We start from the raw sequence: 14,916 nt of genomic DNA, 5'->3' as shown, positions 1-14,916 counted from the left end.
ATTGGGCGATACGTTAATTGCCGGGCGCGAGGACCATGTGTGCGTTCAGCACCGTACGCCCCGGTCGGGACTGAATTTCCAGGCTGCCGTTGGTGCGCGCCAGTCGCGCACGCATGCTTTGCATGCCGATACCCAGGCGCGCGGCGGTCGCGGTGGCGACATCGAAGCCCACGCCATCGTCCTCGACAACCACCTGCCATGAGATGTCCGAGGGCTGTATGCTGACCACGCGCACATGGCGTGCACGGCTGTGCTTGATGATGTTGGAGAACGCCTCCTCCACGAAGCGCGCCATCGCCAGGCACTGGATGGCGGTGGGCGCGGTCTTCCAGTCTTCGTCGATACGCCACTGTGCCTGGATGCCCAGCTCGTCGAGGATCATGGTCAGCCGGTGGCGCAGCGGGGCCAGCCATTGCCTCGGCGTTTCGGGCACAGGGGTGGTGGCGCTGGAGCCCGAATCAATGACCTGCCGCAAGTCATCGCGCAGCACCTTGAACATCGACATGACGCGGTCCTGGGACAAGTCAGGCGCATGCGCCACCAGGGCCATGGAGCGCACCAGATTGCCGCCCAGGCCGTCATGCAGATCGTGCGCGATCTGGGCGCGCTCCTGCAGCTTGGCGTTTTCCACGGCCTGGGCTTTCTGCTGCTCCAGCACCTGCGCCAGTTCGGCGCGCGCCTGGGTGACGTTGGCGTGCAGCTCCGTGTTGAAGCCGTCGATGCGCCGCATATAGCCGGCGATCTTCCAGCCCATCAACCCGGCCAGAAACACGGTGGTCACCGGACCGGTGATGGAGGACCAGGTTTCATGGTTCTGCCAGACCCGCGCGGCGACGAAGATGTCATGGACGCTGACGATCAGCATGACGGTCCAGCAGGCGGCGAGCCACAGGTGTTCGGGCTTGCGCGTGCGCAGGGCGGTGTAGATGGCGTAGAGGACGCTCACGCTGAACAGAAAACCGGACCAGCGAAATCCCAGCAGCGTGAACTGATCGCCGGCCTCATAGGGTACGACGGCATTGAGCAGGAACAGCACGCCGGTGACGGTCCATGCAAACACATTCAGGCGGGGATGATCGCGGCCCAGAAAACGTTGGGAGAACAGCGAAAAGCAGTTGCCGTACAGCATGAAGAAAAGGATCAGCTGCGTGCCATGGTTTTCGCTGCGCAGCCACGGCCAGGGCTCGGTGCGCAGCACATGGGCCAGGTAGGCCGACCAGCACAAATGCATCAGGCCGAACCAGAGATACATGCGCTCGCTGCGCCGCCAGAGCCACAGCGTCACCGCCGTCAATCCTATGGCCAGGGACAGCGAGGAGGTGATGAGGTAGACGGTGCGCTGGCGGAAAGTCCGCCGGGCGTGCTCCTGTGTCAGCGCCATGGCGTCGTCCAGCAGCACTTCGCCCAGGCCCGGGGTAGGCTCGGCCTGGCCCATCACCCGTATCCATACGCTGCGCATGCCGGGGCCGTCGCGCGTGCTCACCGGCCAGACCCGGGGCAGATTGCCTCCGCGTGAGTAAGGGGGCTCGAGATTGCGGTCACGCCACAGCAGCTCGTCGCCCCAGTAGACCACTCCCGCCTGGCGTATGCCCGAGATGAACAGGGCCAGATGCTGGCGGCCGCAAGGCAGCTCCCAGTCGACCCGATACCAGGTCACGCCATGCCATTCGGGCCAGCGCTGCTTCCACCGGTCCGGCAGGGTGATTTCCTCCCAGCCTTCGGCGGGACGCACCTGGTCCTGGAGTTCCCGTGCGGCCCAGGTGCCGCGCAGCTGCGGCTTGCAGGCGGGGTCCAGCGCAGGCCAGTCCTTCTCCGCGGCATGCGCCGATGCCAGCCATCCCATGGCCAGCAGGGTGAACACCGCCAGCCGCAGCATTCTTGCGCAGACGTCAAGCAGCAGCCGTTTCCGGAGGTGGTGGTGGCGTAAGCAATGGCTTTCGGACAACATGGAGACAGCGGTGGTAGATCAGCTTTTTGATTGTAAATGTGTGTGTTATTTGTGATGCCGTGCTTGCGGCTCTTGGCAATCACCCGTTCTGGTGGCTGTGCGCTGCGGGTACTTCAGGTCGGGTCTTGCGTGATGCGGTAAGCGCAGCGCGTGGCGCCGGCCAGCAGGTGCTGCTCGCGCACCACCTTGGCCTCGGGGCCGATGATGTCCTGGAACAGCTGCAGCTCGGAGCGGCAAAAACCCTGGCAGGTGCGCGCCGCGACGCAGATCGGGCAATGGTCCTCGATCAGCATCCAGTCCTGGCCATCGCGTTCGACGCGCGCCATATAGCCTTCGGCGGTGCGAATGGCCGCCAGTTGCTCCAGGCGCTTGGCCAAGGTCTTGCCCGTGCAGGTCTGCTGGTAGACGACGCGCGCGTCGGCTTCGCGCTGGCTGATCAGGCGGTCCAGCCCTTCGGCGCCGAAGATCTGGCGTACCGAGCCGAGCAACTGGGCCGTCAACTGCGCGTGGGCGTCCGGAAAGCGGCGGTTGCCGGCGTCGGTCAGCACCCAGTTCTGGCGTGGCCGGCCCACGCCGGATGCCGCTTCCTGGCGGCCTTCTATCCAGCCCGCGGCGACCAGTTTCTGCACCTGCTGGCGCGCGGCTTCGGCGCTGGTTTCCAGCAGCTGCGCCAGCCGCGCCGTCGAGGCCGAGCCCTGGGACTTGAGGAAGAACAGGATGCGATCGGCCGTGGACGCATGGGCAGAATTTTCAAAGTCTTTTCTTGCGTTATTCATGATGCGCCCTTAATATCCAAACAGTTTCTTGGATATTAATCCAAGCCTGTTTGCCTGTCGAGAGCGATCCATGCCTGAAATCTCCACCGTCCCCTCTGTTCCCTCGGCCCCGCCAGCGACTGCCTCCTGGGGCAGCCTGTTCCGGGGGCGCAACGGCCTGCTGGCCCTGGCATTGACCGGCGGCGTCGCGCTGCACGCCATCAATGTGCATATCGTCACCACGGTCCTGCCGTCGGTGGTGCAGGACATTGGCGGCCTCGACTGGTATGCCTGGAACACCACCTTGTTCGTGGTCGCCTCCATCGTGGGCGCGGCCCTGTCGGTGCGCCTGCTGGCCGTGGCCGGGCCGCGTGGCGCCTGCATCGCGGCGCTGGCCGTGTTCGCGCTGGGCTCGGCGGCCTGCGCGTCGGCCCCCTCCATGCCCTGGATGCTGGCCGGACGCAGCGTGCAAGGCCTGGGTGGCGGCGTGCTGGCCGCGCTGAGCTATGCGTTGATCTCGGTCGTGTTCGTGCCCGCGCTGTGGCCGCGGGCCGTCGCGCTGGTGTCGGGCATGTGGGGCATTGCCACGCTGTGCGGGCCGGCCGTGGGCGGCCTGTTTGCCCAGGCCGGGCACTGGCGCTGGGCTTTCTGGATGCTGTTGCCGGTGGCGCTGCTGCAGGCGCTGCTGGTCGCCGTCCAACTGCGCCCGGCGCCGGACGCGAAGCCGGCCGCCGGCCCGCAGCCGCTGATTCCCGGCCTGCAGATCTTGTTGCTGGCGACGTCGGTGCTGGCCGTGGCCGCTGGCAGCCTGTCGGCGCAACTGCTGTGGCAAGGCGCGGGTGTGGTCGCCGGGCTGGCGCTGGGCGCGGCCGCGGTGCTGGTGGACCGCCGGGCCCAGGTGCGGCTGCTGCCTTCGGGCGCGACGGCCTGGGGCTCGCCGCTGGGCGCGGTCTATGCGAGCGTGGCCTTGCTGCTGGTGGGCACGACCACGGAAATCTACATTCCCTATTTTCTGCAGACCCTGCACGGCTACACACCGCTGGCCGCGGGCTATCTGACGGCGGCGATGGCGGCCGGCTGGAGTGGCGGCTCGCTGCTGTCGTCGGGCCGCGAAGGCGAGGGCGCCGCACGCCTGCTGCGCGCCGGACCGGTGCTGGGCACCGCGAGCCTGCTGGTGCTGGCGCTGCTTGTTCCTTCGAATCTGGGGCTGGACCCCGGCCTGCACATGCTGCTGTGCGGTCTGGCGCTGGCCGGCGCGGGAGCGGGCGTGGGCATTGGCTGGCCGCATCTGCTGATCCGTGTGCTGACCCTGGCCCCCCAGGGTGAAGGCGGCATGGCTTCGGCGGCCATCACCACGGTACAGCTGTATGGCATGGCCATAGGCGCGGCCATTGCCGGGCTGGTGGCGAATGCCGCCGGGTTGATCCAGCCGGGCGGCGTGGTCGGCGCGCAGTCGGCCGCGGTCTGGCTGTTTGTCAGCTTCGCGCTCGCGCCCTTGCTGGCCGCGCTGCTGGCGCGCCGCATCACCCGTCGATAAGCAACGGGGGCGGGGTGCCGTCCCATTGCCTTCCACATACAGGAGAAAGCCATGCGTGAAAAACTGGAACAACTGCTGGCCGCCGGCCGTGACAGCGCCTTGCTGCGCTTCGGTCTGGGCAATGCCTGTTTGCAGGCCGGCGATGCCGAGGCGGCCGTGCTGCACCTGACACAGGCGACGCAGCAGCAGGCCTCGTACTCGGCGGCCTGGAAGCTGCTGGGCCGGGCGCTGCACCAGCTGGAGCGCCTGGACGCGGCGCAGGCGGCCTGGACCCGGGGGCTGGAAGTCGCGCAGCAGCAAGGCGATGCGCAGTCGGCCAAGGAAATGGCGGTCTTCCTGCGCCGCCTGCAGCGGCAGCAGGCGCACGCCGGGGACGGATCAGACCGGTGACAACAGCAGGTTGAGCAGCAGGCCCGCGCCCAGCAGCCAGCCGAACAGCACCAGGGCCAGCAGCAGCGGCCGTGTGCCCGCGGCCCGCACGGCGCTGATGTGGGTGCTCAGGCCCAGCGCGGCCATGGCCACGGCGAGCAGCAGGTTGTCGAGCTGCACGCCGAACTGCACCAGCGAGCGTGGCAGCAGGTCCAGCGAATTCACGCCCGCCACGACCACGAAGCCCAGCGCAAACCAGGGAATGCTGATGGGCGCTGGCTGGCTGTCGGTCGTGCCTTTGGCATTCTTGCGGGCCCACCAGGCCGACAGCAGCAGCAGGAAGGGGGCGAGCATCATCACGCGCACCATCTTGGCAATCACCGCCATGTCGGCGGTCTGCGGCGAGATGGCTTCGCCGGCTGCCACCACCTGCGCCACTTCGTGCACGGTGGAGCCGATGTACAGGCCGAATTGCGTGGGCGACAGGTTGACCAGGGCGTGGGCGGCATTCCAGTGGAACAGCGCGGGATAGACAAAGGTGGCGACCGTGCCGAACACCACCACCGTGGCCACGGCCACCGCGATGTCCTGCGGCCGACCCTTGACCACGGGGGCCGTGGCCAGCACGGCTGCCGCGCCGCAGATCGAGCTGCCGGCGCCGATCAGGATGCTGGTGCGCGCGTCCAGGCCCAGGACCTTGCGCCCCAGCCACAGTGCCATGGCAAAGGTGCTGCCCAGCACCAGCGCATCGATCATCACGCCGCTCCAGCCCAGATGGCCTATGTCCTGGAACGTCAGGCGCAGGCCGTACAGAACGATGCCCGCGCGCAGCAGCCGCTGCTTGGCAAAGCCCACGCCCGCATGGCTGGACGGTGCCAGGCGAGGGTAGACGGTGTTGCCTACCAGCAAGCCCATGACCAGGGCCAGCGTCAGCGCGCTCAGGCCGCGTTCGGTGAAGACCGGCGACTGTGCCAGCCAGATGGCAGCCAGGGCCAGGGCGGCGGACAGTGCCAGGCCCGGCAGGTAGCCCAGGGCCGCGGCGGGGAAGCGAAGAGTGGGTGAGGCGTTGCTAGGTTGCTGCATGGTGCTTTTCAGTGGGGAAAATCCACTGCCTGAATGCACTTTAGATTTCTTGGCTATATTTGTATAACGAATAGTTTTTGTAATATCAACCTGAAAAATAGGTTGATTCATCTTCTGGAACTGCCCATGCTGCATCTCACCTTGCGTCAACTGGACATCTTCTGCGCCGTGGCGCGCACGGGCTCCACCGTGGCGGCTGGCGAGGAGCTGGCCTTGTCGCAGTCGGCGACCAGTGCCGCCTTGCAGCAGCTCGAGACCGGTCTGGGCGTGCAGCTCTTCGAGCGCGTGGGCCGGCACCTGGTGCTCAATGACGCCGGCCGGGCGCTCTTGCCCCAGGCCATGGAACTGGTGGAGCAGGCGCGCAATGTCGAACAGGCGTTTTCACCCCAGGGCAAGGGGTTGGCCGTGTGCCTGCGGGTCGCGGCCAGCACCACCATAGGCACCTATGCCTTGCCGCCGGTGCTGGCGGCTTTTGCGCTGAGCCATCCCCATGTGAGCATCGATTTGCGCATCGCCAACACCAGCGAAGTCGCGCAGGCCGTACAGGCGCTGGAAGTGGATCTGGGCTTGATCGAGGGGGCGAGCCACTGGCCGGGCCTGGATGTACAGCCCTGGCTGCGCGATGAGCTGGTGATCGTGGCGGCACCGCGGGATGCGCTGGGCGCCGCCGGGCAGCCGGTGGGCGCGGCCGCGCTGCGCCATGCGCGCTGGCTGCTGCGCGAGCCCGGCTCAGGCACGCGCGAAATGGTCGAGCACGCGCTGCTGCCACGCCTGCACCAATTGCCCGCCGCGGCCACGCTGGGCAGCTCGGAAGCGATTGCGCGCTGCGTGGCCCATGGCATGGGCATCAGCTGTCTGTCGCGCGTGCTGGTGCAGGCCATGGTCGATGCGGGTGAGTTGCGCATTGTGCAGACCACCTTGCCGCGCATGTGGCGTCACTTTTCGCTGCTGCAGCGTGAAGGCAAGCGGCCTTCGCCGGCCCTGGCCGCCTTCATCGCCGCCTGCAAAGGCGGATAGCGAGCGAAAATGGCGGACAAAGTTGCCATGTCCGTGGCGGCATGCTTCTTATCCAGGATTTTTTCATGAGCAAGGTTCATCCCGTGGCAGTCGCCTCGCATTTTTCCGGGCGCGACCTGCTCGCAGCCCTGGCGGTGGTGGTGATCTGGGGGCTGAACTTCGTTGCCATGAAATGGGCGCTGCTCGACTTCACGCCCTTCCAGCTGGGCGTATGGCGCTATGTGTTCGCCGCGCTGCCGCTGGTGCTGGTCGTGCGCCGCCCGCAGTTGCCCTGGCGCTGGATCGTGGCCTATGGGCTGTGCCAGGGCGTGGGACAGTTCGGCGTGCTGTTCATTGCGCTGCAGGTGGGCATGACGGCCGCGCTGGCGTCGGTGCTGATGCAGACCCAGGTGTTCTTCACCGCCTTGCTCGGCGTGCTGTTGCTGAACGAGCACCTGTCGCGTCCCTTGAAATGGGGGCTGGTCTGGGCGGCCATGGGGCTGGGCTGCTTTGCCATGAATTACCTGGGCGGCGCAGCCGCCGCAGGCACCACTTTCCTGGGCTTTGTGCTGAACCTGGTGTCGGCCGCGATGTGGTCGGCCTCGAACATCGTTGCGAGGCGCGCGCAGCAGGTGGCCGGCAACTACGATGCGCTGGGCTTTGTGGTCTGGAGCGGCGTCGTGCCCATCGTGCCGTTTGCGCTGCTGAGCCTGTGCTTCGATCCGCCGGCATTGCGCTGGCAGTGGCTGAATGCGCCGCTGGCGAGCTGGCTGGCCGTGGCCTATCTGGGCTGGTGCGCGACCATCACCGCCTATGCGCTGTGGACGGGCCTGCTCAAGCGCCATCCCGCCAGCCGCGTGGCGCCGTTCAGCCTGGGCGTTCCGGTGATCGGCCTGGTGGCCGGCATGGGCATGCTGGGCGAGCAGGTCACGCCCTGGCAATGGGCCGGCGGCGCATGCATCGTGATGGCGCTGGTGGTGGTGATGTTCGGCGCGCGCTGGCAGGCACGCCTGGCATCGGGCCGCTGAGCCTGGGGTCGCAGCGGTTGCTGTATTTTTAGGCACGCCCCGCAAACCCAGCACTGGCGCCGTTTTCGGCAGTTGTGCCTGCAGTTATGCACAAGCTTGGGCACGGTATCCAGGGATAACCCGGGACCGGCCGCAGCGTCAGATGCCGAAGTCCTGTGTCGCCATCTCGCGCCCATCCTCGAACATCAAGGTGCGCTCGGGCCAGCGCAGGGCCGCGAGGTTGAAGCGGCTGTCCAGGGCTTCGCCCGCGCGCCGGGCCACCCAGCGCCCGCCCACCGAGTAGTCGACGCAGAACACGTTCTTGCGTTGGCCGTGCCAGGCCAGGGGCGGGGTGTGGCCGAACAGGTTTTCCTCCTGCTTGCCATGCACCGGCACGCTGGGCGGGTGCAGGCGGCGCCAGTAGTGGCCGACGACCACGGCCGGCGCTTCGGTGTATTCGTTCCACCAGGCCACGCGCTCCACGAAGCGCCATTTGCCGCCCGCGAAGAATGGCTCGGTGCAGCGCCGCTCCAGGCCGGAGGTCAGCACCTTGAGCGGGTTGACCAGGCCTTTGTTGAGCTCGCTTTCGGAATGCGCGGGCAGGAAGGGCGGGCGAAAGCGTGCGTCTTCGAGGCTGTGCGCCCAGGTCTGGGCTTCGGCCTTCCGGCGCTCGCGCAGCTGACTGGCCTTGGCGTGGGCTTCGGCCACGGCTTCCCAATGGTCGTACTGCGCGCGCAGGCTGCCGGCGCGCATGGCACGTGCCGCCGTGATCTGTGGTTCGACCCAGGCGGCGTGGATGACACGCAGGTCGTCGCGCTCCAGGGCCACGGGCAGGCTGGCGGTGAAGTCGGCGATGGCGTGGCGCTGGGCCGCATCTTCGGGCCGCGCAAAAGGGGCGTACTTGGCGGCATCGGATGCGCTGCGGCTGTCGAAAAACCAGCCCGAGCCATCCTTGGGGTCTTCGCGCATCAGGTTGATTTCGTGGTTGCCGGCCACGGCCTGGGCACGGCCGCTGCCGACCAACTCGCGCGCCAAGGCCAGCACGGCCGGGCTGTCGGGGCCACGGTCGCAGAAGTCGCCGACGAACACCAGGCGGCGCTGTTGCGGATGATTGCCCTGCGGGTCGTAGCCCAGCTGCGCGAGCAGCGCCACGAGGGCGTGGTATTCACCATGGATATCTCCGACGATGTCCAGGGGGCCGGGCGGCAGCGGTTGGATCAGACTCATGCAGTGGCTTTACGGTCGGGCAAAAAGGCGGGCGAAGCGTGCACCGCTTGCGGGCGGTGCCGGCGCCTGGGCGCCAATGCCCATTATTTCGAGGAACCGGCCGCGCGACAGGCACGCGTGGCGGTCGCAGAACGCTAGCTTGTCACGGTGGCGACAGCGGGTGCGCGCACGTAGCGCACAAACGCATAGGACAGACCGGTGCGGCTCACGGCTTCGCTGCGCGAAGCTTCCTGCCACTCGTTGCCCAGCGTGGGCGCGTAGGCATCGCCCGCGAAGTCCTGGGCGATTTCGGTGACTTCCACGGCATCGGCCAGGGGCAGGGCCTGGGCGTAGATTTGCGCGCCGCCTATCACCCAGACATCGGTGCTGTGCTGTGCCGCCAGGGCCAGGGCGTCGTCCAGGCTGCTGGCGCGCAGCGCACCGGGCGCCTGCCAGTCGGCCTGGCGCGTGACCACGATGTTGCTGCGCCCGGGCAGGGGGCGAAAGCGCTCGGGCAACGAGTCCCAGGTCTTGCGGCCCATGACGACGGCATTGCCGCCCGTGAGCTGCTTGAAATGGGCCAGGTCCTCGGGCAGATGCCAGGGCATGGCGTTGTGGTGGCCGATGACGCCGTTGGCGGCGCGTGCGTAAATCAGTTGGACGGACATGGGCAGGGTCGCAGGCAAAAACAGCCTTCCATTGTCGGGCAAAGCCGCGACCCCGTCTGCCGGCAGGGTGGCTGGCCACCCGCAGCGCTCAGCGCTTGAGCAGCGCCAGGGCCGCTGCCACCACCTTGTCGGCGCCGATGCGCGACTCGTTTTCCAGCGACTGGGCATAGCCCACGGGAATGCGCGGCGCGCCCAGCCGGGCCACGCGGGCCGAGGTGTGCTCGGCCACGGTGGCCGCGATTTCGCCGCCAAAGCCCGCGGCCTGTATGGCTTCATGTACCACCAGCATGCGTCCGGTGCGCTCGGCCGAGGCCAGCACGGCCTGCTGGTCCCAGGGCCAGATGGTGCGCAGGTCTATGACTTCGGCGCTCACGCCCAGGGTGGCCAGGGATTCGGCGGCCTGCGTCACGGCATGCACTTGTTTGGACCAGGAGACCAGCGTGATGTCGCTGCCGGCGCGCACGCAACGCGCCTTGCCCAGGGGCACATGCTGCTGCGGGCCGGGCGTGACCGGACCTTGCAGGGACCACAGCTCCTTGTGCTCCATGAAGACCACGGGGTCGCCTGAAGCCAGCGCGGCGTGCAGCAGGCCGTAGTTGTCGGCCGGCGTGGCCGGCGCCACGACGATCAGGCCCGGAATATGGGCAAACCAGGCTTCGAAGGATTGCGAGTGCTGGGCGGCCGAAGCGGTCCAGATGCCAATGGGCAGGCGCGCCACCAGCGGCACGCGGCCCTGGCCGCCGAACATGAAGCGGTTCTTGGCCGCCTGGTTGACCAGCTCGTCGATGGCGCACAGCGCGAAGTCGGCCACGCGCAGTTCCACCACGGGGCGCAGGCCGGCCAGGGCCATGCCCACGCCGGCGCCCATGATGGTGGATTCGGAAATCGGCGTGTCGATGATGCGGTCGGGGCCGAAGCGCTCGACCAGCGCCTGGCCGTCGGCGCTGCGGTACTGGCCGAACACGCCGCCGCGTCCCAGGTCTTCGCCCATGGCGATGACGTTGCGGTCAGCCTCCATGGCTTCGGACAGGGCCAGGGCCGCGGCCTGGGCGTAGCTCAGGGTCAGGGTGGCGGTTTCCTGCGGTGCGCGAGGATGTGACAAAACGGCGCTGCTCATGCCCAGACTCCTTGGCCGGTGGTGGCGATGTCTTCATAGGCCTCGTGGGCCGGCGGATGGGGGGCGGCCTTGGCGGCGGCCACGGCGGCGGCGATCTCGGCCTGGGCCTGGGCCAGCACTTGCGCGGCGGCTTCGCCCTGGCCCTTGGCCTGGAGCATTTCGCGCGCCCTGGTGATCGGGTCCGTGAGCAGCGCTGCCGCGACTTCGGCCGGGTCGCGGTAGTGGGCCGGATCGACCGAGACATGGCCTTTGTGGCGATAAGTGATGGCGTGCAGCAGGCGTGGGCCGCTGCCGGCGCGGATGCCGGCAATCAGTTGCGCCGCGGCTTCGCTCACGGCCAGCACGTCGTTGCCATCGACCTGGGTGGCGGCGATCGCCATGGACTCGGCACGGGCGCTCGCGGCGCGCGTGCCGGCCGTCATGGGACCGGAGCGGGTGGTGGCGGAAATCTGGTTGTCCTCGCAGACGAACAGCACGGGCAGCTGGTAAACCTGGGCCCAGTTCAGCGCTTCGAGAAACGGCCCGCGGTTGATCGCGCCGTCGCCGAAAAAGCTCACGGCAATCGCCGCTTCGCCGCGCAGCTTGAGCGCGTGCGCGGCGCCCACGGCAATCGGCAATCCGGCGGTGACCACACCGTTGGCGCCCAGCATGCCGACCGAGAAATCGGCAATGTGCATGGAGCCGCCCTTGCCCTTGTTGTAGCCCGTGGCGCGGCCGAACAGCTCGCACATCATGCGCGTGCTGTCGGCGCCCTTGGCCAGCGTATGGCCGTGACCGCGGTGGGTGGAAGTGAGCAGGTCGCGCGCATGCAGATGGGCGCAGACGCCGGCGGGCACGGCTTCCTGGCCCGTGGACAGGTGCAGCGGGCCTTTGACAAGTGCGGGTTCGGCATCGGCGGCGGCGCTCTGGCCCCAGATTTGCACGCCGCCTTGGCTGGCGCGTTCGGCCGCGTCTTCAAAAGCGCGGATACGGACCATGGTCCGGTACAGGGAAAGCAGGTCGGTCATGTGTCGGTCAGGCCATGGGGCCGGCGGGCGGTCCGTGGCAAGGAAGCGGATGAAGAAGTGCCGCCAGCCCTCCTTGTGGGCGGCCGTCGCGCGAAGCGCGAAGACGCGAGGGCGTTGTCTGCGGCCTGACCATTGTGCGGACAGGATGCGGTTTTGCGCCCTGGGAATGTCACCTAGCCGGGCAGAGCCAGGCGCCGGAACGACGCCCGCGGATACCGGTTTTCCCCGGCGGGAGCATCGCTGGCCGCGAGTGCGGCGGCGCCCTGTGGCAGCTGATCCCCGGCGTTGCCCCCAGCCGGACCGGGACGCGGGTTTGGGGTTGGGAATGTCACCTCCGCGCGCCGCCGTCTGGCAAGGGGCGGGCGCGGCGCGGCGCAGGCTGGGTGGAGGGTTCTCAGGAGGTCCACCATGCCGCACATCATTCGCAGCCTGCAAGACTTGCAGGCCATGGCCGACAACCTCGGCGGCCACTATGCGCTGGGCGCCTCGTTGGATGCCCGTGCCACGGCCCACTGGAATGGAGGCGCCGGCTTCGTGCCCATCGGCACCTCCGGCGCGGCGTTCCGCGGCAGCTTCGACGGCATGGGACACAGCATCGACGGGCTGAGCATTCACCGTCCGGGTGAAAACCATGTGGGCTTGTTTGGTTACGCCCTGAACGCCACGCTGCGCAATGTGGGCCTGGTCGGGGGCCGCATTCAGGGCGCAGAGAGCGTCGGCGGCCTGGTCGGCTACTTCGGTGCGACCGATGGCGGCGCGGCCTGCATCTCCCATGCCTATGCGACGGCGCAGGTACAGGGATCGCTGGACAACGCGGGCGGCCTGGTCGGGCACCATGAGGCCTACGGCGGCACGTCCTGCATCTCCGGCGCCTATGCCTGCGGCGCGGTGACATCCACGGGCAGCAACGTCGGCGGCCTGGTGGGGCACAACGAAGCCTGGCGCGGCACGGCCCGCATCGCCAATGCCTATGCCATGGGGCCGGTGGCGGGCCGGTGGGCTACAACGACGCCCTCGAAGGCATGGCGCTCATCTCCCATGCCTATGCCACTGGCGCCGTGACCGCCACGGGTGCCGTTGTGGGCGGCCTGGTGGGAATGAACAGCACTGGCACGGTGGAGCACAGCTTCTACGCCATCACCGACCAGGATGGTCAGCCCATCAACCGCGGACTGCGCTCGAACGGCCAAGGCAAGACGCTGGATGCGCTCAAGCAGCGGTCGACCTTTGCGGGTTGGCACATGGGCGACGGCAACAGCGTATGGCACATCGATGAAGGCCATGGCACGCCGCAGTTGCGCCGCCTGCCGCGATAGGCCGCTCGGCGCCTCTAAACGATGAGGCCGGCGAGGGGTGTCATCTTTTTACGCAACCTTGAAACTATTTGTGTGCACTTGTTACACACACCGAAGAAATGCCACGGAGGCGAAAACTCCGTGACGCCTATGTGGTGGATGTGAATTGCGCAGTTTTTCAAGGAGCCGACTTGTGAGTGCACCGACCCCCTTCCCATTGACACGCATGGGGCTGCTGCTGTGCCTGCTGGCGCAGCCTGCCGTGGCCCAGACGGTACCCGATGCGGGTGCCTTGTTGCGTGAAAGCGAGCGCAGCCTACAAGCGCCCCGGGCCGCCGAGCCGCAGATGCCACTCAGCGTCGCCAAGCCCATGCCCGAGGACGCCAAGGCGGTGCGCATCACCGTGCAGCGCGTGGTCATCGAGGGGGACAGCCTTATTCCCGAGGCCGAATTGCAGGCCCAGGTGCAGGATTTGATTGGTCAGTCGCTGACGCTGGCCGAGCTCGAGCATGCGGCCCAGCGTCTGGCCCAGTACTACCGTGAACGCGGCTGGTATGCGCGCGTCTATCTGCCCGAGCAGGATGTGACCGACGGCAGCCTGCGCATCCAGGTGCTTGAAGGCCGCTACGACACCAGCTATCTGACGGTGCAGTCCGGCCAGCGTGCGAACGCGGCCAATGTGCAGCGTGTGATCACTCGGCGATTGGTGACGGGAGCGCCACTGTCCGCGCCTGAGCTCGAGCGCGGCCTGTTGCTGGCCAACGATTTGCCGGGCATCCAGGCCAATGGCCTGCTCCAGGCCTGCGAGGATGAGCAAGGGCATTCCGATCTGCTGCTGACGGTGCAGGACACGGCCTTCGTCACCGGCGATGTGGGCTTGAACAACCATGGCATTCGCTCCACGGGCCGCACCCAGCTGGTGGGCGGGGTGGCGTTGAACAACCTGTCGGGCAAAGGCGACCAGCTGAGCTTCCGGTTGCTGGCTTCCGAAGGCGTGCGCAGCGCGGTGGCGCGCTACAGCCTGCCGCTGGGCTACGACGGGCTGCGCCTGGCAGTCCATGGCTCGCTGCTGGGCTATACGCTGGGCGGAAGCTACCGGCCTCTGGAGGCCGAAGGCCAGGCCCGCACCGCAGGGCTGACGCTCAGCTACCCGCTGCTGCGCCAGAGCGAGCTCAATCTGAGCCTGTCGGCGGGCTATGAACACCGGCGCTACCGCGACGACATGCTGGGCACCGCGCTGCGCCGCCATGACATCAACGCCCTGAACCTGGGTCTGAACGGCGACCTGCGTGACGGCTTCGGGGGCGGGGGCATGTCCTGGGGCGCGGTGCAGCTCATGCACGGCCGGCTGGCCATGGAAGACATCGTCGCCGACCGGGCCCAGGACGCCGCGGGCCCACGCAGCCGCGGTGATTACACCAAGCTCGCGCTGCAACTGGGCCGCATGCAATCGCTGGGCGCCGGTTGGCAAATGCAGCTCGCCCTGTCGGGCCAGACGGCCAGCGGCAACCTGGCCAGCTCCGAGCGCATGACGCTGGGCGGCCCCAGCCAGGTGCGCGCCTACCCCGTCAACGAAGCCGACGGCGATCAAGGCCTGTTGCTCAAGCTCGAGCTGCAACGCGAGCTCGGCGGTGGCTGGCAGGCGGTGGCCTTCTACGACACCGGCCGCATCCGCCAGCACAAACGCCTCTGGCCGGGCTGGGACGGCGACAGCCGGCAGCCCAACAGCTACAGCCTGTCGGGGGCCGGGGTCGGCGTGAACTGGCGCGGCACGGGCAGCCTGAGCGGCTGGCAACTCGCAGCCAGCGTGGCCGCACCCGTGGGCGGCAACCCGGGCAACGCTCAGGGCCGCAACAGCGACGGCAGCAGCGCCCGCGGCTGGCTCAGCGTGAACCGCATTTTCTGAATCCCTGAAACGGCGGTGACCA

14 protein-coding genes are annotated in these 14,916 nt (G+C 68.0%); 7 read left to right on the top strand and 7 right to left on the bottom strand.

Features of this window, described 5'->3' with window-relative positions; translation table 11 throughout:
- Positions 1-13: 13 nt before the first annotated feature.
- On the bottom strand, positions 14-1,948 hold the full coding sequence (locus tag N0K08_RS00995; RefSeq protein WP_261498126.1) for a sensor histidine kinase: 1,935 nt from the start codon (positions 1,946-1,948) through the stop codon (positions 14-16).
- Positions 1,949-2,061: 113 nt separating this feature from the next.
- A complete protein-coding gene (locus N0K08_RS00990; protein ID WP_261498125.1) occupies positions 2,062-2,724 on the bottom strand; it encodes a helix-turn-helix transcriptional regulator in 663 nt (220 codons plus the stop codon).
- Positions 2,725-2,794: 70 nt separating this feature from the next.
- Here N0K08_RS00990 and N0K08_RS00985 point away from each other — a divergent pair, with 70 nt between their 5' ends.
- Positions 2,795-4,240 (top strand): MFS transporter, encoded by a 1,446-nt coding sequence (locus N0K08_RS00985; RefSeq protein ID WP_261498124.1) that lies wholly within the window; start codon positions 2,795-2,797, stop codon positions 4,238-4,240.
- 51 nt (positions 4,241-4,291) lie between these two features.
- The gene (locus N0K08_RS00980) at positions 4,292-4,630 is read left to right on the top strand and encodes a tetratricopeptide repeat protein (RefSeq protein ID WP_261498123.1); all 339 of its coding nucleotides are present in this window, start codon (positions 4,292-4,294) and stop codon (positions 4,628-4,630) included.
- On the opposite strand, the gene N0K08_RS00975 is transcribed toward N0K08_RS00980, so the two are convergent.
- On the bottom strand, positions 4,619-5,692 hold the full coding sequence (locus N0K08_RS00975; protein ID WP_261498122.1) for a YeiH family protein: 1,074 nt from the start codon (positions 5,690-5,692) through the stop codon (positions 4,619-4,621). The genes N0K08_RS00980 and N0K08_RS00975 overlap by 12 nt on opposite strands.
- A gap of 126 nt (positions 5,693-5,818) precedes the next feature.
- On the opposite strand from N0K08_RS00975, the gene N0K08_RS00970 reads away from it, so the two are divergent.
- Both N0K08_RS00970 and N0K08_RS00965 read left to right on the top strand, forming a co-directional pair.
- Entirely contained in the window at positions 5,819-6,709 is an 891-nt protein-coding gene (locus N0K08_RS00970) for a LysR family transcriptional regulator (protein WP_261498121.1), read from the top strand.
- A gap of 65 nt (positions 6,710-6,774) precedes the next feature.
- Entirely contained in the window at positions 6,775-7,716 is a 942-nt protein-coding gene (locus N0K08_RS00965) for an EamA family transporter (RefSeq protein WP_261498120.1), read from the top strand.
- 138 nt (positions 7,717-7,854) lie between these two features.
- Here the strand turns inward: N0K08_RS00965 and N0K08_RS00960 are convergent, their stop codons facing one another.
- The 4 genes from N0K08_RS00960 to N0K08_RS00945 all read right to left on the bottom strand — a co-directional run bounded on the left by N0K08_RS00960 (position 7,855) and on the right by N0K08_RS00945 (position 11,693).
- Positions 7,855-8,922, bottom strand: a complete 1,068-nt coding sequence (locus N0K08_RS00960; protein ID WP_261498119.1) for a metallophosphoesterase — start codon at positions 8,920-8,922, stop codon at positions 7,855-7,857.
- A gap of 134 nt (positions 8,923-9,056) precedes the next feature.
- Entirely contained in the window at positions 9,057-9,569 is a 513-nt protein-coding gene (locus N0K08_RS00955) for a dihydrofolate reductase (RefSeq protein WP_261498118.1), read from the bottom strand.
- 88 nt (positions 9,570-9,657) lie between these two features.
- Positions 9,658-10,686, bottom strand: a complete 1,029-nt coding sequence (locus N0K08_RS00950) for an alpha-ketoacid dehydrogenase subunit beta (protein WP_261498117.1) — start codon at positions 10,684-10,686, stop codon at positions 9,658-9,660.
- Positions 10,683-11,693: a thiamine pyrophosphate-dependent dehydrogenase E1 component subunit alpha gene (locus tag N0K08_RS00945; protein ID WP_261498116.1), complete on the bottom strand. Its 1,011-nt coding sequence runs from the start codon at positions 11,691-11,693 to the stop codon at positions 10,683-10,685. Before N0K08_RS00945 ends, N0K08_RS00950 begins: the two co-directional genes overlap by 4 nt.
- 408 nt (positions 11,694-12,101) lie before the next feature.
- Here N0K08_RS00945 and N0K08_RS00940 point away from each other — a divergent pair, with 408 nt between their 5' ends.
- From N0K08_RS00940 to N0K08_RS00930, 3 genes are all read left to right on the top strand, one after another.
- Positions 12,102-12,755 (top strand): GLUG motif-containing protein, encoded by a 654-nt coding sequence (locus tag N0K08_RS00940; protein ID WP_261498115.1) that lies wholly within the window; start codon positions 12,102-12,104, stop codon positions 12,753-12,755.
- Complete coding sequence (locus N0K08_RS00935; RefSeq protein WP_261498114.1) at positions 12,716-13,009, top strand: hypothetical protein; 294 nt, start codon at positions 12,716-12,718, stop codon at positions 13,007-13,009. Before N0K08_RS00940 ends, N0K08_RS00935 begins: the two co-directional genes overlap by 40 nt.
- Positions 13,010-13,181: 172 nt before the next feature.
- On the top strand, positions 13,182-14,894 hold the full coding sequence (locus tag N0K08_RS00930) for a ShlB/FhaC/HecB family hemolysin secretion/activation protein (RefSeq protein ID WP_261498113.1): 1,713 nt from the start codon (positions 13,182-13,184) through the stop codon (positions 14,892-14,894).
- The last annotated feature ends 22 nt before the right edge of the window (positions 14,895-14,916 follow it).

Source organism: Acidovorax bellezanensis, assembly GCF_025421555.1.
GTDB lineage: Bacteria > Pseudomonadota > Gammaproteobacteria > Burkholderiales > Burkholderiaceae_C > Comamonas > Comamonas bellezanensis.
The sequence above is the reverse complement of the archived record's forward strand: the minus strand, read 5'-3'. Positions and strand labels throughout refer to the sequence as shown.